Source organism: Bradyrhizobium sp. LCT2 (assembly GCF_009931255.1).
GTDB lineage: Bacteria > Pseudomonadota > Alphaproteobacteria > Rhizobiales > Xanthobacteraceae > Bradyrhizobium > Bradyrhizobium diazoefficiens.
The window spans coordinates 6982784-7002944 of the sequence record NZ_CP034432.1 but is presented as its reverse complement, the minus strand read 5'-3'; the positions used below and the strand labels follow the sequence as shown (position 1 = coordinate 7002944).

The 20161-nt window shown below is 64.8% G+C and carries 17 protein-coding genes; 11 read left to right on the top strand and 6 right to left on the bottom strand.

Annotated features, from left to right (window positions below):
* Positions 1 to 128 precede the first annotated feature (128 nt).
* Positions 129 to 1403, top strand: coding sequence for an acyl-CoA dehydrogenase family protein (locus tag EI171_RS33285; protein WP_161535838.1), 1275 nt, complete (start codon positions 129 to 131; stop codon positions 1401 to 1403).
* A 198-nt stretch (positions 1404 to 1601) separates the two neighbouring features.
* Here the strand turns inward: EI171_RS33285 and EI171_RS33280 are convergent, their stop codons facing one another.
* Together EI171_RS33280 and EI171_RS33275 are read right to left on the bottom strand one after the other, a co-directional pair.
* The gene (locus EI171_RS33280; protein WP_161535837.1) at positions 1602 to 3179 is read right to left on the bottom strand and encodes a fatty acid--CoA ligase; all 1578 of its coding nucleotides are present in this window, start codon (positions 3177 to 3179) and stop codon (positions 1602 to 1604) included.
* A 214-nt stretch (positions 3180 to 3393) separates the two neighbouring features.
* Entirely contained in the window at positions 3394 to 4266 is an 873-nt protein-coding gene (locus EI171_RS33275) for an SDR family oxidoreductase (protein WP_161535836.1), read from the bottom strand.
* Between the two features lie 105 nt (positions 4267 to 4371).
* On the opposite strand from EI171_RS33275, the gene EI171_RS33270 reads away from it, so the two are divergent.
* The 6 genes from EI171_RS33270 (at position 4372) to ppc (ending at position 12314) form a co-directional block, all read left to right on the top strand.
* Entirely contained in the window at positions 4372 to 5181 is an 810-nt protein-coding gene (locus tag EI171_RS33270; RefSeq protein ID WP_161535835.1) for a crotonase/enoyl-CoA hydratase family protein, read from the top strand.
* A gap of 116 nt (positions 5182 to 5297) precedes the next feature.
* Entirely contained in the window at positions 5298 to 6842 is a 1545-nt protein-coding gene (locus tag EI171_RS33265) for an acyl-CoA synthetase (protein ID WP_161535834.1), read from the top strand.
* Between the two features lie 122 nt (positions 6843 to 6964).
* Positions 6965 to 7759 (top strand): enoyl-CoA hydratase/isomerase family protein, encoded by a 795-nt coding sequence (locus EI171_RS33260; protein ID WP_161535833.1) that lies wholly within the window; start codon positions 6965 to 6967, stop codon positions 7757 to 7759.
* 87 nt (positions 7760 to 7846) lie between these two features.
* On the top strand, positions 7847 to 8932 hold the full coding sequence (locus EI171_RS33255; RefSeq protein ID WP_161535832.1) for a rhomboid family intramembrane serine protease: 1086 nt from the start codon (positions 7847 to 7849) through the stop codon (positions 8930 to 8932).
* 48 nt (positions 8933 to 8980) lie between these two features.
* Entirely contained in the window at positions 8981 to 9385 is a 405-nt protein-coding gene (locus tag EI171_RS33250; protein WP_161535831.1) for a YccF domain-containing protein, read from the top strand.
* Between the two features lie 130 nt (positions 9386 to 9515).
* On the top strand, positions 9516 to 12314 hold the full coding sequence (gene ppc, locus EI171_RS33245; RefSeq protein ID WP_161535830.1) for a phosphoenolpyruvate carboxylase: 2799 nt from the start codon (positions 9516 to 9518) through the stop codon (positions 12312 to 12314).
* 117 nt (positions 12315 to 12431) lie between these two features.
* Here ppc and EI171_RS33240 read toward each other — a convergent pair whose 3' ends face one another.
* From EI171_RS33240 to EI171_RS33225, 4 genes are all read right to left on the bottom strand, one after another.
* Positions 12432 to 13550, bottom strand: a complete 1119-nt coding sequence (locus EI171_RS33240) for an SMP-30/gluconolactonase/LRE family protein (RefSeq protein WP_161535829.1) — start codon at positions 13548 to 13550, stop codon at positions 12432 to 12434.
* A gap of 128 nt (positions 13551 to 13678) precedes the next feature.
* On the bottom strand, positions 13679 to 14593 hold the full coding sequence (locus EI171_RS33235) for an SDR family oxidoreductase (protein ID WP_011085741.1): 915 nt from the start codon (positions 14591 to 14593) through the stop codon (positions 13679 to 13681).
* Between the two features lie 106 nt (positions 14594 to 14699).
* Positions 14700 to 15839: a thiolase gene (locus EI171_RS33230; RefSeq protein ID WP_161535828.1), complete on the bottom strand. Its 1140-nt coding sequence runs from the start codon at positions 15837 to 15839 to the stop codon at positions 14700 to 14702.
* A 3-nt stretch (positions 15840 to 15842) separates the two neighbouring features.
* Positions 15843 to 16256 carry a Zn-ribbon domain-containing OB-fold protein gene (locus tag EI171_RS33225; RefSeq protein ID WP_028172362.1) on the bottom strand — a complete coding sequence of 138 codons (414 nt, stop codon included), beginning with the start codon at positions 16254 to 16256 and terminating at the stop codon, positions 15843 to 15845.
* Positions 16257 to 16435: 179 nt separating this feature from the next.
* Here EI171_RS33225 and EI171_RS33220 point away from each other — a divergent pair, with 179 nt between their 5' ends.
* The 4 genes from EI171_RS33220 to alkB all read left to right on the top strand — a co-directional run bounded on the left by EI171_RS33220 (position 16436) and on the right by alkB (position 20156).
* Entirely contained in the window at positions 16436 to 17785 is a 1350-nt protein-coding gene (locus EI171_RS33220; RefSeq protein WP_161535827.1) for an amidase, read from the top strand.
* The gene (locus EI171_RS33215; protein ID WP_060911117.1) at positions 17778 to 18464 is read left to right on the top strand and encodes a DUF2848 domain-containing protein; all 687 of its coding nucleotides are present in this window, start codon (positions 17778 to 17780) and stop codon (positions 18462 to 18464) included. The genes EI171_RS33220 and EI171_RS33215 overlap by 8 nt, the downstream gene beginning before the upstream one ends.
* A 282-nt stretch (positions 18465 to 18746) precedes the next feature.
* The gene (locus EI171_RS33210; RefSeq protein ID WP_161535826.1) at positions 18747 to 19493 is read left to right on the top strand and encodes a 2OG-Fe(II) oxygenase; all 747 of its coding nucleotides are present in this window, start codon (positions 18747 to 18749) and stop codon (positions 19491 to 19493) included.
* Between the two features lie 9 nt (positions 19494 to 19502).
* A complete protein-coding gene (gene alkB / locus EI171_RS33205; protein ID WP_161535825.1) occupies positions 19503 to 20156 on the top strand; it encodes a DNA oxidative demethylase AlkB in 654 nt (217 codons plus the stop codon).
* The last annotated feature ends 5 nt before the right edge of the window (positions 20157 to 20161 follow it).

Sequence of the window (20161 nt, the reverse complement as noted above, 5' to 3'; positions counted from 1 at the left end):
ATGCGCCTTGCGCAGCCGGCACGCCTCGGCTTGCTTGACTTGCGCGCGCTCTTCTCACCTTAATCGTGCGAAGCAAAAGCGTGCTTAGCGCCTTAACGCAAAACGAAAAAATCATCCGGGAGAGAGCCGTGGATTTCTCATTGCCAACAGATCTCGTCGCCTATCTCGGAGAGCTCGACCGTTTCATCGAACGCGAGATCAAGCCGCTGGAAGCGGCCGACGACAACATCCGCTTCTTCGATCATCGTCGCGAATGGGCGCGCACCGATTTCGAGAACGGCGGCCTGCCGCGGCACGAATGGGAGGCGCTGCTGCGCAAGGCCAAGGATCTCGCGGACGCCGCCGGGCACCTGCGCTTCCCGGTGCCGAAGCAGTATGGCGGCAAGGACGGCTCCAACCTCTGGATGGCGGTGATCCGCGAGCATTTTGCCGCCAAGGGCCTTGGCCTGCACAACGACCTTCAGAACGAGCATTCCATCGTCGGCAATTTCCCTGTTGTCACCATGCTCGACCGCTACGGCCGCGACGACCAGAAGGCGATGATCGACGGCTCGATCAAGGGCAAGTACCGCATCACCTTTGGCCTCACCGAGCCGCATCACGGCTCGGACGCCACCCACATGGAAACGCGTGCGGTGCCGGCGACCCGCGACAACGTCAAGGGCTGGATCATCAACGGCGAGAAGATGTGGACGACGGGCATGCACGTCGCCACGCATTGCGCGCTGTTCGCACGCACCTCGGGCAATGACGGCGATGCGCGCGGCATCACCTGCTTCCTGGTGCCGGCCAAGAGCCACGGCGTCAAGGTCGAGGAGTACATGTGGACCTTCAACATGCCGACCGATCATCCCCGCGTCAGCTTCACCGACGTGTTCGTGCCCGAGGATGCGCTGTTCGGCGAGGTCGGCCGCGGCCTGTCGCTGGCGCAGTGCTTCGTGCACCAGAACCGCATCCGTCAGGCGGCGAGCTCGCTGGGCGCCGCCGTCTATTGCATCAATGAAAGCGTCAAATATGCGCGCGAGCGAAAACCATTCGGCAAGGCGCTCGCCGAGAACCAGGCGATCCAGTTCCCGCTGGTCGAGCTCGCGACGCAAGCCGAGATGCTGCGCCTTCTGATCCGCAAGACCGCCTGGGAGATGGATAAGCTCACCGAGGAGCAGATCGAGCGCACGCTCTCCGACCGCGTCTCGATGTGCAACTACTGGGCAAACCGCCTCTGCTGCGAATCCGCCGACCGCGCCATGCAGGTCCACGGCGGCATGGGCTATTCACGCCACAAGCCCTTCGAGCACATCTATCGGCACCATCGCCGTTACCGGATCACGGAAGGCAGCGAGGAGATTCAGATGCGCAAGGTGGCGGGGTTCCTGTTCGGATATATGGGACCGGGGAAGCATTAGGAGGCGCACTGCGGAAGAGGTCGTGGTGTGCGACATCTCCCTCCGCGAGTCGTCCCCGCGAAGGCGGGGACCCATAACCACAGGGAGAAGTTTGAGGCAAGCTGGCAACTCCGAGTCTTCGTCAAATCGCTCCCTGTGGTTATGGGTCCCGGGCTCGCGCTACGCGCGCCCCGGGACGACGATGGGGATAGAGCAGGGCTAATTCACCCTTCGATCCTTCCCCGCCCAATACGGCTCGCGCAACTCCCGCCGCAAAATCTTGCCTGACGGATTCCTCGGCAGCGACGGCAAAAACTCCACGCTCTTCGGCGTCTTGAACCCGGCAAGGCGCTCGCGGGTGAAGTTGATGATGTCGGTGGCGGTCGCCTGCTTGCCGGGCTTCATCACCACCACCGCCTTCACCGCTTCGCCCCATTTGTCGTCGGGCACGCCGATCACGGCGGCTTCGGCGACATCAGGATGATCGCACAGCGCGCTTTCGACCTCCGCGGGATAGATGTTCTCGCCGCCGGAGATGATCATGTCCTTGATGCGGTCGTGGATGTAGAGATAGCCGTCCTCGTCCATGTAGCCGGCATCGCCGGTGCGCAGCCAGCCGTCGCCGCGCAGCGTCGCCGCGGTTGCCTCCGGCAAATTCCAGTAGCCCGCCATGTTGGAGCCCGAGCGCGTCGCGATCTCGCCGACTTGGCGCGGCGGCAGCGGCTTGCCGTCCGCATCCAGAATGGCGATCTCGACACCGGGGAGCGCCTTGCCGGCCGAGCGCATCCGCTCTAGCCCCTCGACGTGATCCTCCGGCGGCAGCGCGACGATGGTGCCTGTCGTCTCGGTCATGCCGTACATCTGCACGAAGCCGCATTTGAAGACCTCGATGCACTCCTTCAGCAGCGCTGCCGGAATCGGCGAGGCGCCGTACAGCATGTATTTCAGCCTGGAGAAATCGACTGTCTTCGCGCGCGGCTGCCGCACCACGAACTGCATCGCTGCCGGCACCATGAAGAGCTTCGTGATGCCCGACTGCTCGAAGAAATCCAGCACCTTGGTCGGATCGAACTCGCGTGCGATCACGCCGCGGGCGCCGTGATAGAGACCCATCACGCCCCAGCCCGAGCCGCCGATGTGGAAGATCGGCATCGCGACCAGCGACACGTCGTCGGTCGACCACCGGTTCCACTCCGGCTTGTCTGCGGCGTTGCCTGTCTGCACCAGGTTGAGGAAGTTCGCGTGGCTCAGCATCGCGCCCTTCGGCTTGCCCGTGGTGCCTGACGTGTAGAGCTGGATCGCGATGTCTTTCGTATCGATCGGTACCTTCGGATCGTCGCTGCTCTGCGCATCGCGCCAGGCCGTAAAATCCTGCCATTCCGGCGCGCCGCCTTCGGTGGTGATGATCGTGCGGACGCCAGGCAACCGGTCCTTGATCTGGCGGACCAGTGTGATGAACTCCGGCCCGACGAACAGCACCGGCGCCTTGCAATCCGAAACGATGAAGGCGACCTCGGGTCCGGCAAGCCGCCAGTTCACCGGCGCCATCACCACGCCGGCCTTCATCGCGCCCATCAGCAGCTCGAAATAGAAGTCGCTGTTCTTGCCGAGATAGGCGATGCGCTCGCCCTTCTTCACGCCCATCGCCAGAAGCGCGTTGGCGACCTTGTTGGTCTTGATGTCGAACGCGACGAAGCTGGTGACGCGGCCCTCGAACTCGTAGGCGGTGGCATTGCCGCGACTCGTCGCGCGCTTGCGCACCATGTCGGCGAGATTCGCCAATGGCTGTGTGGACATGTTCCTCCCGTGATATCTTGTTCTTATGCCGCCGAGTGTGGCGTCATCCGCGAGTGAAGACAAGATGGGGGAGCCCCGCCGTCGTCCTGGCGAAAGCCAGGACCCATAGCCGTAAAACGCAATTTGGCGAAGACCGGTCATGACCAATCTTCGCCAAACGATATTCGGTGGTAGTGGGTCCTGGCTTTCGCCAGGACGACTACGGAGAGAGCGACTACCCCCGCTTCGCCCGATCCTTCTCGTTCTGGGCCATGATGCTCTCGCGCGCGGTCTTCCAGTCGTCGTCGCTCCAGTCGCGGAGCTGGTAGAAATTGCCGCCCATCGCGAGCGCCTGGGCGCCGTCCATAGCGATGGTCTCGCCGGAGATCCAGTCGCAACCGCCGGAGATCAGGAACACGGCGACGTTCTGCAACTCCTCCATGGTGCCGACACGGCCCATCGGGTTCATCGCCTTGGTGCGCGCGCCGGCCTCGTCGCCCGGCTTGATGCGCTTGCTCATGCCTTCGGTCGGGATCTCGCCGGGCGCGATCGTGTTGAGGCGGATGCCGTATCGGCCCCATTCGGTCGCAAGCGACATCGTCATGGCGTGGATCGCCGACTTGCTCATCGCCGACGGCACCACATAGGGCGAGCCGTTGCGCACCCAGGTCGTGGTGATCGAGACGACGTTGCCGGGCTGCTTCAAGGCGATCCAGCGCTTGCCGACCGCATGCGTCACGTAGAACGTGCCGTGCATGACGATGTTGGCGACGGCGTCGAAGCCGCGCGGCGACAGCTCTTCGGTGCGCGAGATGAAATTGCCGGCGGCGTTGTTGATGAGATCGGTGAGGGGCGCTTCGCGAAAGATGTTTTCGATCATCTCCTCGACCGCGAGCGCGTTGCGGATGTCGACGCCGTGGCTGGTGACGCGTCCGCCATAAAGATCCATCAATTCGGTCGCGGTCTCGTCGCACACGATCTTGCGTCGGCCGCAGATGTGCACTTCGGCTCCAAGCTGGAGGAAGCGCGCCGCCATCGACTTGCCGAGCCCGGTGCCGCCGCCGGTCACGAGGATGCGCCGGCCGGCCAGAAGATTTTCCTTGAACATGGGTGTTTCCCCCGTAGGGATTGTCGGTTAATTGATCGATTGACTAAATCCGGCCGCCGGCTTCCTGTAAAGCGGCACTGAACAAGAACAGGGGAGAATTCATCCATGGAAGAGCGCGTCTCGATCTCGATCTCGGAAGGCGTCGCCGACGTGCGCCTGGTGCGCGCGGACAAGATGAACGCGCTCGATCAGGCCATGTTCGAGGCGCTGGTTGCCGCCACCGAACGGCTTTCGAAGGAAAAAGGCGTGCGCGTCGTCGTGCTCTCCGGCGAGGGCCGCGCTTTCTGCGCCGGTCTCGACATGGGGCGTTTTGCCGCCATGAAGGAAAAGGGCGGCAACGGAATTCCGGGTGGCGAAAATCGCGATCTCACCAAGCGCACGCATGGCCAGGCGAACTTTCCGCAACAGGCGGTATGGGGATGGCGCCAGCTTCCTGTTCCCGTAATCGCGGCCGTGCACGGCGTTGCCTTCGGTGGCGGCTTCCAGCTCTCGCTCGGCGCCGACATGCGCTTCCTCTCCCCCGATGCGCGGATGTCGGTGATGGAGATCAAATGGGGCCTCGTGCCTGATATGGCGGGCACGCCGATCCTGGCCAGTCTCGTGCGCGACGACATCCTGCGCGATCTCACTTACACCGGGCGCATCTTCTCCGCGCAGGAGGCGCTGACTTATGGCCTCGCCACGCGCATCTGCGACGACCCGCGCGCCGCAGCCCTCGACGTCGCGCGCGAGATCGCCGGCAAGAGCCCCGATGCGATCCGCGCCGCCAAGCGCCTGCTCAACAATCTCTCGGTCGATCCGGGCCCGGCGCTGCTGGCCGAGTCCGTCGAGCAGCAGAAGCTGATCGGTAGTGCGAACCAGACCGAGGCGGTGCGCGCCAATTTGGAGAAGCGTGCGCCGAAGTTTGCGGATTAGTTCTCTGTCGTTCCGGGATGGTCCGAAGGACCAGACCCGGAACCTCGAGATTCCGGGTTCGATGCTGCGCATCGCCCCGGAATGACGGCCACTAACCACAACAAAGAAAAACAACAATGAGCGAAACGTCCCAATTTCTCGGCATCGCCTCCGGCGACCGCCGCCGTTCCCACGCCGAGGTCGCCAATCGCGCCGACCGCATCGCGAACGGCCTCAGCAAGCTCGGCGTCCGCCCGGGCGATTGCGTCTGCATGCTGATGCGCAACGACATCGCCTTCCTGGAGGCCGCCTACGCCGCGATGCGGCTGGGTGCCTATGGCGTGCCGATCAACTGGCACTTCAAGCCAGAGGAGATCAACTACATCCTCAACGACACCGGCACATCCGTCCTGATCGGGCATGCCGACATGCTGCACGCCCTGCGCGACGCGATCCCGAAAGGCGTCGCCGTGCTCAGCGTGCCGACGCCGCCGGAGATCCTGTCCAGTTACAAGATCGATCCGGATCATCTGGCGACGCCGGACTTCGCGATCGATTTCGAATCCTGGCTCGCGCAGCATCAGCCTTATGACGGCCCAATCGTGCCGCAGCCGATGAGCATGATCTATACGTCAGGCACGACCGGCCATCCCAAGGGCGTGCGGCGCAATGCGCCGACGCCGGAGCAGCAGGCCGCCGGCGAGCGCATGCGCGCGATGATCTATGGTCTGAAGCCGGGCGCCCGCGCGATCCTGCCGGGCCCGCTCTATCATTCCGCGCCGAACTCGTTCGGCATCCGCGCGGGAAAACTCGGCGGCGCGCTGGTGCTGATGCCGCGCTTCGAGGCGGAAGAGTTTTTGGAGCTGATCGAACGCTACAGGATCGACACCGTCTTCATGGTGCCGACCATGTTCATCCGCCTGATGAAGCTGCCGGAACAGGTGCGCAAGAAGTACGATGTCTCCTCGCTGCGCCATATCATCCACGCGGCAGCGCCTTGCCCGGCCGACGTCAAGCGCGCCATGATCGACTGGTGGGGGCCGGTGATCTACGAATTCTACGGCTCGACCGAATCCAGCGCCGTCACCTTTGCGACCTCCGAGGACGCGCTCAAGAAGCCCGGCACCGTCGGCAAGATTTCTCCCGGCGCCGAGCTGCGCTTCCTCGGCGAGGACGGCCGCGTGCTGGGTGTGGGTGAGATCGGCGAGATCTATTCCCGCATGGCGGAGATGGCCGACTTCACCTATCACAACAAGCCGGAGAAGCGCGCCGAGATCGACCGTGACGGCTTCATCACCTCCGGCGACGTCGGCTACATCGACGAAGACGGCTACGTCTTCATCTGCGATCGCAAGCGCGACATGGTGATCTCGGGCGGCGTCAACATCTATCCGGCCGAGATCGAGTCCGTGCTGCACGCCGTGCCCGGCGTGCATGATTGCGCGGTGTTCGGTATCCCCGACGCCGAATTCGGCGAGGCATTGATGGCGGTGGTCGAGCCGCAAGCCGGCATCACGCTCGATGCCGCGGATGTCCGCGCGCGGCTGAAGACCTCGCTCGCCGACTACAAGGTGCCCAAGCACATCGAGATCCGCAGCGGGCTGCCGCGCGAAGACTCCGGCAAGATATTCAAGCGCCGCCTGCGCGATCCCTATTGGGAGCAGGCGGGGCGGAAGATCTGAAGAATGCGTAGGGTGGGCAAAGCGAAGCGTGCCCACCATGACAATCGAAGTTGCTGATGGTGGGCACGGCGCAAACGCGCCTTTGCCCACCCTACGAGACACAGGACGGGGAAACATTCGTCATGAGTGACGCCACCAAAGAAGTCCTCTACGAGGTCGCTGATCACATCGCGACCATCACGCTGAATGCGCCGGAGCGCATGAACACGATCTCCGGGCCGATGCTGAACGATCTGGCGCGGCTCTTGACCGAGGCCAATGAGGACAAGAACGTCCGCGTCGTGATCCTCACCGGCAAGGGGCGGGCATTCTGCGCGGGTCTCGACCTGCGCAAGGAGCGCGACGGCAATGGCCTGAGCGCGGCGTCCTCTCCGACCACGATCAACCTGCGCAACACACCGCCGACGGTCTTGCAGGCGATGGACAAGCCGACCATCTGTGCCGTCAACGGCGGCGCCGCCGGCTACGGCATGGACACCGCGCTCGGCTGCGACATCCGCATCATGGCGGAATCCGCAAAACTCGCCGCAGCCTTCGTCAAGCGCGGCGTGGTGCCGGAATCCGGCGGCACCTGGCTGCTGCCACGCATGCTCGGTTGGGCCAAGGCCTCCGAGCTGATTTTCACCGGCCGCACGCTGAGCGCACGCGAGTGCCTGGACTGGGGCCTTGCCAACGAGGTCGTGCCGGACGCCGACTTGATGAGCCGCGCCACTGCGATTGCCTGCGAAATCGCCGCCAACGCGCCGCTCGCGGTGCAAGCCTCCAAGCGCATGATGCGGATGGGCCTCAACGAGAACTTCTCCGACCACGTCCACCACGTCTATCTCCAACTCCTGCCATTGTTCAAAACCCAGGACATGGCCGAGGGCATGAAGGCCTTCATGGAGAAGCGCGAGCCGAAGTTCGAGGGGCGGTAGGCCAGGTCGGCTGGCACACGCAGGAGTGGCAATTATGGATCGGCTCGGCTAGATTGGCGGTCCCGCTCCAGCCGCTTGCGATCACCTATGCCCTCATTCCGCGCCAGCTTCTTCGAAGTCCCTCATGCGGCCGTCTACGCGCTGATGACGGTGACGGTCCTCACGTCGGGGTTTTGCTTCATCCAGGCGGGCGGTCCGTCGGCGCCGGCGGAGTTGCTGTATCGCTACGGTGGCATGTACACGACCGCAATCGCGCGGCATGAGTATTGGCGACTGCTCGCCTACGGCTTCCTGCACGTCAATTTCGTCCACCTCACGATGAACATGTTGTGTCTGGTGCTGTGGGGCGGGCATCTCGAGCGGCGGGTGGGACCGGCCTATTTCCTCATCATCTACCTCTGCGCGATGGTGTTCGGCGCCGTCATCGGCAATGGCATTCATTCCACGCCCTATTTGACGGTCGGCGCGTCCGGCGCCACGTCGGGCATTCTGGGCGCGCTGCTTTGCCTGTGGATTCTCGGCAAGCTCGATGTCGGGTTCGATTTCTTCGCGATCAACATCGGATTGAACATCGCGTTTGCGTTCGGCAATTCACGGATTGACTGGGGTGTCCATCTTGGTGGTTTTGCAGCTGGCTTGATCGCCTGCGCATTGCTGGACCTCATCGAGAAGGCGAATATCCATGTGCTTCGGTGCAAGTTTCCGGAAGCGGTAAAGGTCAATCTCACCCTGCTTGCCTGCGTTGCCGCACTGTGGGCCTGGAGCGGCCAGGCTCAGGCGATCGCCGCCGGGGGCGCCGGATGGAGCCCGGCCCTCGTCGTCGTGGCCGCATGTTGTGCCGTCGTGAAGATGGTTGATCTCATCCTCGCCATGAAGAAAGGCCTCGCGATCGTCGTGACGGTTCTGGCCGGAGCGAACGCTGCGGCCGTGATGCTTTCCGGTGGGGCTTTGGCATCTACCTGCAGCCCACGCTGGCCAACTGGCTCCGTTCCGCTCGATAATCTTCTCGTCATATTCTGCCCCAATCCTGTTCTCATTTCGGGGCTGGCCGCGATTGGCGCCGCTGCGGTGACGCTTTGGCTCTGTTCGAAGGAGATTTCGCGCGGGATCGAGGATGTTGGATTCGTCGGCACGTTGTTGCGTGCCGAACGCGGCCGGCGTCGTGGACTATGACCGCGGAAGGCGTGCTATAGAGATGCGTCAACGACCACGGATCGTCCCATGGCCCCCGTTTCCATCCTGCTCAACCTGCTCTGGATCCTCATTGGCGGCGCCTGGATGGCGTTCGGCTGGCTGGTCGCCGCGGTCATCATGGCCGTCACCATCATCGGCCTGCCCTGGGCGCGGGCGGCGTTCAACATCGCCGTCTACACGCTGCTGCCGTTTGGCTCGAAAGCGGTCAGCCGCTACGAGGTCACGGGTGTCGAGGATATCGGCACCGGCCCGCTCGGCGTGATCGGCAATATCATCTGGTTCGTGCTGGCCGGCTGGTGGCTGGCGCTCGGCCACCTCGTGACCGCGTTGGTGCTCGCGATCACCATCATCGGCATTCCCTTCGCCTGGGCACACCTGAAGCTCGCGGGCATCGCGCTGTGGCCGATCGGCAAGGTGATTGTGCCGGCCTAGCGGCAGTCCCGGTCCCAAGTAACACCCCAAGTGTGCGCCGCCCCCAAGTTCGTCTTGCACTGCGGCGGAAAAATATCGCACACTCGGCTGAGCCGGGCAGTCAAGCGAGCTCGAACCAGGGGAGCGAGCCATGTCCCTCCAGACATTACCATCCGATGCCGCCGATTCCCGCCCCAACCGCCCGGAGGACGTCCAGGCGCTGGAGGCGGACGCCCGGCTGCGGGACGACATTCGCCTGCTCGGACGCATCCTGGGCGACACGGTGCGCGACCAGGAGGGCGCCGACTTGTTCGACCTGGTCGAGCGCATCCGCCAGACCTCGATCCGGTTCCACCGCGACGAGGACCGGCTCGCCCGACGCGAGCTCGAGCAGATCCTCGACAGCATGTCGACCTCCGAGACGGTGCGGATCGTCCGCGCCTTCAGCTATTTCTCCCACCTCGCCAACATCGCCGAGGACCAGAACAACATCCGCCAGATGCGCGCCCGCACCGCAGCCAAGAACGGCGGCTCCGGCGTGCTGGCGGACACGCTGGCGCATGCCAAGGCCGCGGGCATCGGCCCTGACGCCTTGCGCAACTTCTTCAAGACCGCGCTCGTCAGCCCGGTGCTGACCGCGCACCCGACCGAGGTCCGCCGCAAGAGCACCATGGACCGAGAGATGGAGGTCGCTAGCCTGCTCGACCGCCGCGAGCGCGTCGCGCTGACCGAGGACGAGGCCGCCGCCAGCGACGAGCAGCTTCGCCGCGAAGTGCTGACGCTGTGGCAGACCAATCTGCTGCGCCGGACCAAGCTCACCGTGCTCGACGAGGTCGCCAACGGCCTGTCCTTCTACGACTACACGTTCCTGCGCGAGGTGCCGCGGCTGGTCAACGTGCTGGAAGACCGGCTGGAGGAGGAAGGCGAGCAGGCGGCCGGCGAGCTCGCCTCGTTCCTGCGCATGGGCAGCTGGATCGGCGGCGACCGCGACGGCAATCCCTTCGTCACTGCCGACGTGATGCGCGGCACGTTGCGGCTGCAGTCGAGCCGGGTGATGCAGTTCTACCTGAACGAGCTGCACGTGCTCGGCTCCGAGCTGTCGATCGCGGCCCATCTCGCCGACGTCTCGGAGGAGCTGCGCACGCTGGCGGAGCGCTCACCCGATACGTCGCCGCACCGGAGCGGCGAGCCGTATCGCCTCGCGGTCTCCGGCATCTATGCGCGCCTGACGGCGACGGCTGAAGCGCTCGAGGTCGAGATCACGCGCCGGCCGGTCGGCAAGGGCAGGCCTTACGAGAGCGTCAAGGAGTTGCAAGCCGATCTCGACGTGCTGCACCGCTCGCTGATTTCCAACAACGCCCGCGTCATCGCCCGCGGCCGGTTGCGGCTGTTGCGCCGCGCGGTGGACTGCTTCGGCTTCCATCTGGCGCGGCTCGACATCCGCCAGAACTCGGCCGTGCACGAGCGCACCATCGCCGAACTGATGGATGCCGCCAACCCCGGCATGTCCTATCTCGCGCTCGGCGAGGACGCGCGCATTTCGTTGCTCACCAACGAACTCCGCAGCACGCGTGCGCTGGTGTCGCCGTTCGTCAAGTACAGCGACGAGACCATGGGCGAGCTCAACGTCTTTCACGCCGCCGCGGAGGCGCATGCGAAGTTCGGCTCGGACGCGATCCCCCAATGCATCATCTCGATGTGCAAGGGCATGTCCGACATGCTCGAGGTCGCCGTGCTGCTCAAGGAGGTGGGCCTCGTCCATCCCTCCGGGCGCAGCGCGATCAACATCGTGCCGCTGTTCGAGACCATTGAGGATTTGCAGGCGTCCTCCGGCATCATGGACCGCATGCTGTCGCTGCACGATTACCGCCGCCTGGTCGACAGCCGCGGCAGCGTGCAGGAGGTCATGCTCGGCTATTCCGACAGCAACAAGGATGGCGGCTTCGTCACCTCGGGCTGGGAGCTCTACAAGGCCGAGATCAATCTCGTCGACGTGTTCGAGCGGCATCACGTGCGCCTGCGCCTGTTCCACGGCCGCGGCGGCTCGGTCGGCCGCGGCGGCGGGCCGAGCTACGACGCGATCATCGCGCAGCCCGGCGGCGCCGTGAACGGTCAGATCCGCATCACCGAGCAGGGCGAGATCATCTCGTCGAAATATTCCAACGCCGAAGTCGGCCGCAACAATCTGGAGATCCTCGCCGCCGCGACGCTGGAGGCGAGCCTGCTGCATCCGCGCCAGAGCGCGCCGCGCCGCGAATACCTCACTGCAATGGACGAACTCTCAAGTCTCGCCTTCAAGGCCTATCGCGGCCTCGTCTACGAGACCGACGGTTTCGTCGATTACTTCTGGGCCTCGACCGTCATCAACGAGATCGCGACGCTCAACATCGGCAGCCGCCCGGCCTCGCGCAAGAAGACCCGCGCGATCGAAGACCTTCGCGCCATTCCCTGGGTGTTCTCCTGGGCGCAATGCCGCCTGATGCTGCCGGGCTGGTACGGCTTTGGCACCGCGGTCGAGCAATGGATCGCCGAGCATCCGCAACAGGGCATGCCGTTCCTCAAAGAGCTCTACAAGGAATGGCCGTTCTTCCGCATGCTGTTGTCGAACATGGACATGGTGCTGGCGAAAAGCTCGATCGCGATCGCCTCGCGTTATGCCGAGCTCGTACCAGATGAGGCGTTGCGCGAAAAAATCTTCGGCCGCATCCGCCGCGAATGGCATTCCTGCATCGAGACGCTGCTCGACATCATGGGCCAGGACCGGCTGCTGCAAGGCAACCCGCTGCTCGAACGCTCCGTGCGCCACCGCTTCCCCTATCTCGACCCGCTCAACCACGTGCAGGTCGAGCTGCTGAGGGAGCACCGCGCGCAGAACCCGGACGAGCAGGTGCTGCGCGGGATTCAGCTCACCATCAACGGTATCTCTGCGGGGCTGAGGAATACGGGCTAACCTCAGCCGTCGTTCCGGGGCGCCCGAGGGGCGAACCCGGAACCTCGAGATTCTCAGGTGCGCAATTGCGCACCATAGTTCGGCTCTGCGAGCCGCCCCGGAATGACGGCGCACACATCAACAGAAATGCGCCCCCTGTGTCTCCACATAGACCGCATAGAGCGACTGGCTCGCGGTCATGAACAGGCGGTTCCTCTTCCTGCCGCCGAAGCAGACATTGGCACAGGTCTCGGGCAGCAGGATCTGTCCGATGCGCGCGCCGTCGTTCGGTGCGAACACCTGCACGCCGTCATAGCCCGGACCGACCCAGCCGGCGCCGACCCAGATGTTGCCCTCGGTGTCGACCCGCAGGCCGTCGGGGAAGCCCGACTTGCCGTCGAGCTTCATGTCGATCAGCCGCTTCGGGTTCGACAGCTTCGGCCCGTCGATGTCGTAGGACCACACCACGTTCTCGGCTTGCGGATAATGCGTGATGCCGGTGTCGCAGACATACAGCTTCTTGTAGTCGTGAGAGAATGCGATGCCGTTCGGCTTGAACGGCTCGTCGGCGACCTTCGCAACCTGTCCGGTCTGCGTGTCGAGACGATAGACCGCTTCTTTCTGATACGGCTGCAACGAGCCGGTATTGGCAAGCTTGCCCTCGTAGATGCTGATCGCGCCATAACCGGGATCGGTGAACCAGATCGCCTTGTCGTTGGGATGCACGACCATGTCGTTGGGCCCGTTGAGCGGCTTGCCGCCAGCCTGCTCGGCCAGCGTCGTCACCGAACCGTCATGCTCGTAGCGGACGAGGCGGGTGCGCTCGGCGCTGATCTGGCGGCCCTCGGTGTCGAACGAGTTGCCGTTGGCCTCGTTCGACGGCTTGTGGAACTGCTCGGAGATGTGCCCGTCGTCGTCGAGATAGCGCAGCTGCCGGTTGGCCGGGATATCGCTCCAGACGAGATATTGGCCCTGCGCATTCCACGCCGGTCCCTCCGCCCACAGGCAGCCGGTATAGAGCCGCTTGATCGCGGTGTTGCCGACCTTGGCCCTGAAGCGCTTGGGGTCGATGGCAATGATGTCGGGGTCGGGATAGCGCTGCGGCTCGGCATTGGCGCCGAACTCGCGGGCGTCAGCGCGCGAGGCGAGCAGGGCGGTTGCGGCCACCGTGGCCGCGCCCTTGAGAAGAGTACGGCGGCCGAGACCGCCACGCTCGCTTGCAGTCGTATCGTCGGAGTTGGTCAGTATTCTTGTCATGGTTTCCTCCCAAAGTTTTGTTGGGAGGACAGCATCCGCCTGCAATCGGGCGTAAACCGGGGCGATCTCTGATCGAGACAACCAGAGATCGCAGGGCAGGGATGCCGGAAATGCGGCTGGACGGATCCTTACACGGGATCCCAGGGGAAGATATCGGCGGAGCGGTCGAGCTTGTAGAACGAGCCCTTCAGCGCCGGCATGCCGTGTTCCGCGATCGATTGCGGCGTCCAGCCTTCGCTGCGATGCACCGAGCGCAGCGGGCGGTTCTGGCTGAACAGGAACAGCTCGTTCATGCGCGCGCCGAAAATCTGCCCGCTGACGTCCTTGGCGGCATCGGACAGCAGATAGGCGCAGACCGGCGCGATCTTCTCCGGGCCCATCTGCTTGATCTTCTCGACGCGTGCCTTCTCGGCTTCGGTCTCGGTCGGGATGGTGCCGATCATGCGGGTCCAGGCGAACGGCGAGACGCAGTTGGAGCGGACGTTGAAGCGGCCCATGTCGAGCGCGATCGACTTCGACAGGCCGACGATGCCGAGCTTGGCGGCGGCGTAGTTGGCCTGGCCAAAGTTGCCGATCAGGCCCGAGGTGGAGGTGAAGTGCACGAAGGAGCCGCTCTCCTGCTCACGGAAAATCCGCGCCGCGGCGTGGCTGACGTAGAACGAGCCCATCAAATGCACCTTGATGACGGCCTCGAACGCTTCCACGCTCATCTTGTGGAAGATCATGTCGCGCAAAATGCCGGCATTGTTGACGACGCCGTCGAGCCGGCCGAAATGATCGGTCGCGGTCTTCACGATCTTGCTGGCGGGAATCGCTTCCGCCACCGACTCGAAATTGGCAACCGCCGCGCCGCCGCGCTTCTTGATCTCCTCGACGACTTCCTCGGCGGGAGAAGCGCTCGAGCCGGCACCGTCGGCAGCGACACCGGGATCGTTGACGACGACCTTGGCGCCTTCCGCCGCGCAGAGCAGCGCGATCTCCCGTCCGATGCCGCGGCCTGCGCCGGTGACGATGATGACCTTGTCTTGCAGTGATTTTGTCATGTGGGTGCCTCATGTTATGCCCGTCATTCCGGGATGGTGCGAAGCACCAGACCCGGAATCTCGAGATTCCGGGTTCGCGCTGCGCGCGCCCCGGAATGACGGTGCGTTACCTCTCGTTCGTAAACACGATCGTGCCCGATGCCGCGAACATGCCGCCGACGCCATGGCACACCGAAATCTTCGCGTTCGGCACCTGCGCCGGCGCGATGCCGCGCATCTGGCGCACGCTCTCCTGGAGCGCGTACATGCCGTACATGCCCGAGTGCATGTAGGAGAGACCGCCGCCATTGGTGTTGAGCGGTAGCTTAGCCCCGGGCCGCGTGTTGCCGTCGGCGATGAACTTCCCCGTTTCCTCATGCGGCATGAAGCCGAGATCGCCGAGGCCGAACAGCGGCAGATGCGCGAACGCGTCGTAGATCATGAGATGATCGACGTCCTTGTGCGCGATGCCGGCTTCCTTGAACGCGAGGGGACCCGCGGTCTTGAACGCGCGCGAGGAATTAAACGTCTCCATCTGGCTGACCATCGGCGTTTCCACGCTCTCGCCGGTGCCCATGATGTAGACGGGCTTGCGCGGAAAATCCCTGGCGCGGTCGGCCGAGGTCAGAATCAGCGCGCCGCCGCCGTCAGTGACGAGGCAGCACTGCAGCAGGCGGAACGGATAGGCGATCATGCGCGAATTGAGGACATCAGCGACCGTGATCGGTTCCTTCATCATCGCCCGCGGATTCTTCGCCGCCCATTCGCGCTGCACCACCGCGACCGCGGCAAGCTGCTCGTGGGTGATGCCGTAGGTTTTCATGAAGCGCAACACAGGGATCGGGAACATGCTGGGCGGACCATAGACGCCATAGGGCGCCTCGAACTGGCCGTTGAGGCTGTCCGCCGGCGTCGAGCGCGGCAGCTTGCCGATCATCGATTTGCCGCTCTCGGCATGGGTGATCAGCACGGTCTTGCACAGGCCGGCCTCGATCGCCGCGGCGGCATGACGAACATGCAGCATGAAGGAGCAGCCGCCGACCGAGGTGCCGTCCACCCAGGTAGGCCTAATGCCGAGATAGTGGCAGACCTGCTGCGGCGTTTCGACCGCTGTGGCAAAGCCGTCGATGTCCGAGAGCTTCAGCCCGGCATCGGCGATGGCATTGAGCGCCGCGTCCGCGTGAAGCTGGAGCTGCGAGGCGTTGGGGATGACGCCGAGCTCGGTGGTCTCGGCCGCGCCGACGACGGCGACCTGGTTGCTGCGCATGGCTTACCCCTTCGCCGGACGGAAGACGGGAAGGGTGATCTTGTCGTCGAGCTCCTGGAAGGCGACCTCGAGCTTCATGTCGAGTTCGAGCGCTTCCGGGGTCTGCGGGCAGTCGATGATGTTGCTCATCATCCGCGGTCCCTCGGCAAGCTCCACCACGGCGATCGCATAAGGCGGCGTGAAGCCGGGCGCGGCGGGACGGTGGTTGATCACGTAGCTGTAGAGGAAACCCTTGCCGCTCGCCTTGAAGATGCTGACCTTGCGCGAGGCGCAGGACGGGCAGAACGGGCGCGGCGGGAAGTAGACATGCGCGCAGGCGTCGCAGCGCTGCAGGCGCAGTTCGCCCGCTTTCGTGCCGTCCCAGAAATGCTGGGTCTCCGGCGTCGGTTTCGGTCGCGCGCGCTGCGGTTCGGCCATGTCGGCGGGTCCTCCCGGGCGGCAGGCCTTTGTGCCTGCCTGCTTCGACCTTGATGCGACAATCGACCATGGCGCGTCAACGGTCCAGCAATGCGCATGCATGCCATCATGCGCACAATGCTTGTGTCGAACTGAAGCAGCGCTATAGATTGCGCGCGCAAATATTCCGTGAGACAGACATGCCCGATTTTCCGACACTGGCGAAGCTCGCCGACGACCTCGAAAGCGGCCGCACCACCTCCCGCAAGCTGGTCGAGGCCTGTCTCGCCAGGATCGCCGACCCCGCCGGCGAGGGCCAGCGCACCTTCATCCACGTCGACAAGGACGCCGCGCTCGCGGCGGCGGATGCGATGGACGCCTTGCGCAAGGTCAAGGCCGCACCGTCGCGCTATGCCGGCATCCCGATCTCGATCAAGGACCTCTTCGACATCAAGGGCCAGGTGACGCGCGCCGGCTCCCGCGCGCTCGACGATTCCCCGGCGGCCGAGCACGACGCCGCGACGGTCGAGCGGCTGCGCAAGGCCGGCTTCGTCCTGATCGGTCGCACCAACATGACCGAGTTCGCCTATTCCGGCATCGGCATCAATCCGCACTACGGCACGCCGAAAGGCGCCTGGAACCGGGCCGAGGGCCACGTGCCAGGCGGCTCGTCCTCGGGTGCTGCGGTCTCCGTGCTCGACGGCATGGCGCATGGCGCGCTCGGCACCGACACCGGCGGCTCCTGCCGGATTCCGGCGGCCTTCAACGGCATCGTCGGCTACAAGCCGACGCAGCGTCGCGTGCCGCTCGACGGCGCCGTGCCGCTGTCGTTCTCGCTCGACAGCATCGGGCCGCTGGCGCGATCGGTCAGCTGCTGTGCCATACTCGACGCCGTGCTCGCGAACGAGCCGGTCGTCGCGCTGAGGCCGCGCCCGGTGAAGGGCATGCGGCTGGCGGTGCCGACCACGATCGCGCTCGACGACCTCGACAAGGCTGTGGCCGAGACGTTCGAGCGCGCGCTGAAAACGCTGGCCGATCACGGCGCCATCATCGATCGCATCGAGATGGCCGAATTCCACGATATCGGCCCGATGAACGCCAAGGGCGGCTTTGCCGCGTCCGAGAGCTACGCCTGGCACCGCTATCTCATCACGACCAAGGGGGACGTCTATGATCCCCGCGTATCCGTGCGCATCATGCGCGGCGAGGCGCAGAGCGCGGCGGATTACATCGATCTTCTCAACGAGCGCCGCTCGCTGATCGCCCGCGTCAATGCGCACATCGCCCCCTATGACGCCCTGGTGCTGCCGACCACCGCCAACACCCCGCCGAAGATCGCCGACCTTGCCGACGACAAGGCGTTCACCACCCAGAACCTGCGCGCGCTGCGCAACTGCACCCTGATCAACATGATCGACGGCTGCGCCATCTCGCTGCCCGCACATCGCGAGGGCGACGTTCCCGTCGGCCTGATGCTGGCGGGTGCGGGCGGATCGGACCGCCGTATCTTTGAACTTGCTGCCGGCATGGAGGCCGTAATTCGTGTTTGACCTGACTTTCACCGTCGATGCCCAGGACGCCACCACGCCGCTGACGCTGGCGATCGACCAGATGGTCATCGCCGGCTGGACCGGCCGCGATCCCGTCGCGCGCGACAAGCACATCGCCGAGCTGCAAGAGATGGGCATCGCCCCGCCGGCCTCGACCCCGATCTACTACCGCGCCTCGGCGCGGAGGCTGACCATGGAAGACCGCATCGAGTGCTGCGGCGGCGACTCGTCCGGCGAGGTCGAGTTCGTGCTGATCGGCTGGCAGGGCCGCATCTTCGTCGGCTGCGGCTCCGATCACACCGACCGCAAGGTCGAGGCCTACAACGTCACAGTCTCCAAGCAGATGTGCGACAAGCCGATTGCGTCAGTGCTGTGGGAGCTCGAGGAGGTCATCGGCCACTGGGACAGGATGATTTTGCGTTCCTACGCCACGATCAAGGGCGAGCGCGTGCTCTACCAGGAGGGCACGCTCGACGCGATGCTCCCCGTCGCCGACCTGATCGCGCGCGGCTTCGACGGCACCAGGTTCCCCGACGGCTGCGCCATGTTCGGCGGCACGTTTGCGGCCAAAGGTGGCATCCGCCCCGCCGACCGGTTCGACTTCGAGCTGGAAGACCCCGTGCTGAAGCGGACGATCAGGCATGGGTACGACGTGGTGACGTTGCCGGTAAGGGGCTGAAGGCTCTCGACCGTCATTGCGAGGAGCCCTTGCGACGAAGCAATCCAGACTGGTTCCCCGGTGGGATTCCGGATTGCTTTGCTGTGCTCGCAATGACGGGGAGGCAGTCGGAAATCGGGTGGTTACGGTCGTCAGGACTTGCGACACAACCTCCGTCATTCCGGGGCGCGACGAAGTCGCGAGCCCGGAATCCATTCATCCGCAGTCTCTGCGGCATGCTGGATTCCGGGCTCGCGCCCAAGAGGGCGCGCCCCGGAATGACGGATGTGGATAGGATGAGCCATGGGCGTCGCCAAACGTATTGCCGCAAGTGAATCCGGAACTGACGTTGCCTCCCAGGTCGATGCCCTCGACTGGCCCCAGATCACCGGAGAACTCGATACCCAGGGCTGCGCCGTCCTCAAGGGCCTGCTGACGCCGGACCAATGCCGCGCCATCGCCGCGCTCTATCCCGATGACGCGCACTTCCGCAGCCGCATCGTCATGGGCCGCCACGGCTTTGGCCGCGGCGAGTACAAGTACTTCTCCTATCCGCTGCCTGATCTCATCGCGCAGCTGCGCCCGGCGCTCTATGCGCACCTGCAAGGCGTCGCCAATCGCTGGAACGAAGCGATGGGGATCGACATTCGCTACCCCGCCGCGCACGCGGCGTTCCTGAAGCGTTGCCACGAGGCGGGGCAGGCGCGGCCGACGCCGCTGCTGCTGCAATACGAGGCGGGCGACTACAACTGCCTGCACCAGGACCTCTATGGCGAGCACGTGTTCCCGCTCCAGGTCGCGATCCTCCTGTCCGAGCCCGGACGCGATTTCACCGGCGGCGAGTTCGTGCTGACCGAGCAGCGCCCGCGCATGCAGTCCCGCGCCGAGGTGGTGCCGCTGGCGCAGGGCGACGCCGTCGCTTTCGCTGTGCATCACCGTCCGGTGCAAGGGACACGCGGCACCTACCGGGTTAACCTCCGCCATGGCGTCAGCCGTATCAGGTCCGGCCAACGCCATACGCTGGGTGTGATCTTTCATGATGCCAAATGAGCGCAGGCGTTGACGTCGGATTTGTTTGATAGCGTTGCCGAGGCGCAGCCCTCGCGCGAGGAGATCGCCGATGGCGCCGTGCTGCTGCGCGGCTTCGTCATGCCGATCGAGAGTGAGCTGATTGCCGCCGTGCGCGCCATCGTGGCGCAATCGCCGTTCCGGCGGATGACCACGCCCGGCGGCTATCAGATGTCGGTGGCGATGACCAATTGCGGCGAGCGCGGCTGGATCACCGATCACACCGGCTATCGCTACGACCCGATCGATCCGCGAACCGGCGCGCCATGGCCGGCGATGCCGCCGCTGTTCCGCGATCTCGCCCGCCGCGCGGCGGAGCAGGGTGGTTTTGACGGCTTTTCGCCCCAGGCCTGTCTCGTCAATCGTTACGAGCCGGGCACGCGGCTGTCGCTCCATCAGGACAAGGACGAGCTCGATTTCGCCGCGCCGATCGTCTCGGTTTCGCTCGGGTTGCCCGCGACCTTCCTGTTCGGCGGCATGGCGCGCAGCGACAAGCCGCGCCGTTTCCGGCTCGTCCATGGCGACGTCGTGGTCTGGGGCGGGGCTAGCCGGCTCGCCTATCACGGCGTGGCGCCGCTCGCCGACGGCGAGCACGCGCTGCTCGGACGGCAGCGCATCAATCTGACCTTCCGCAAGGTGCTCTGAAGCAT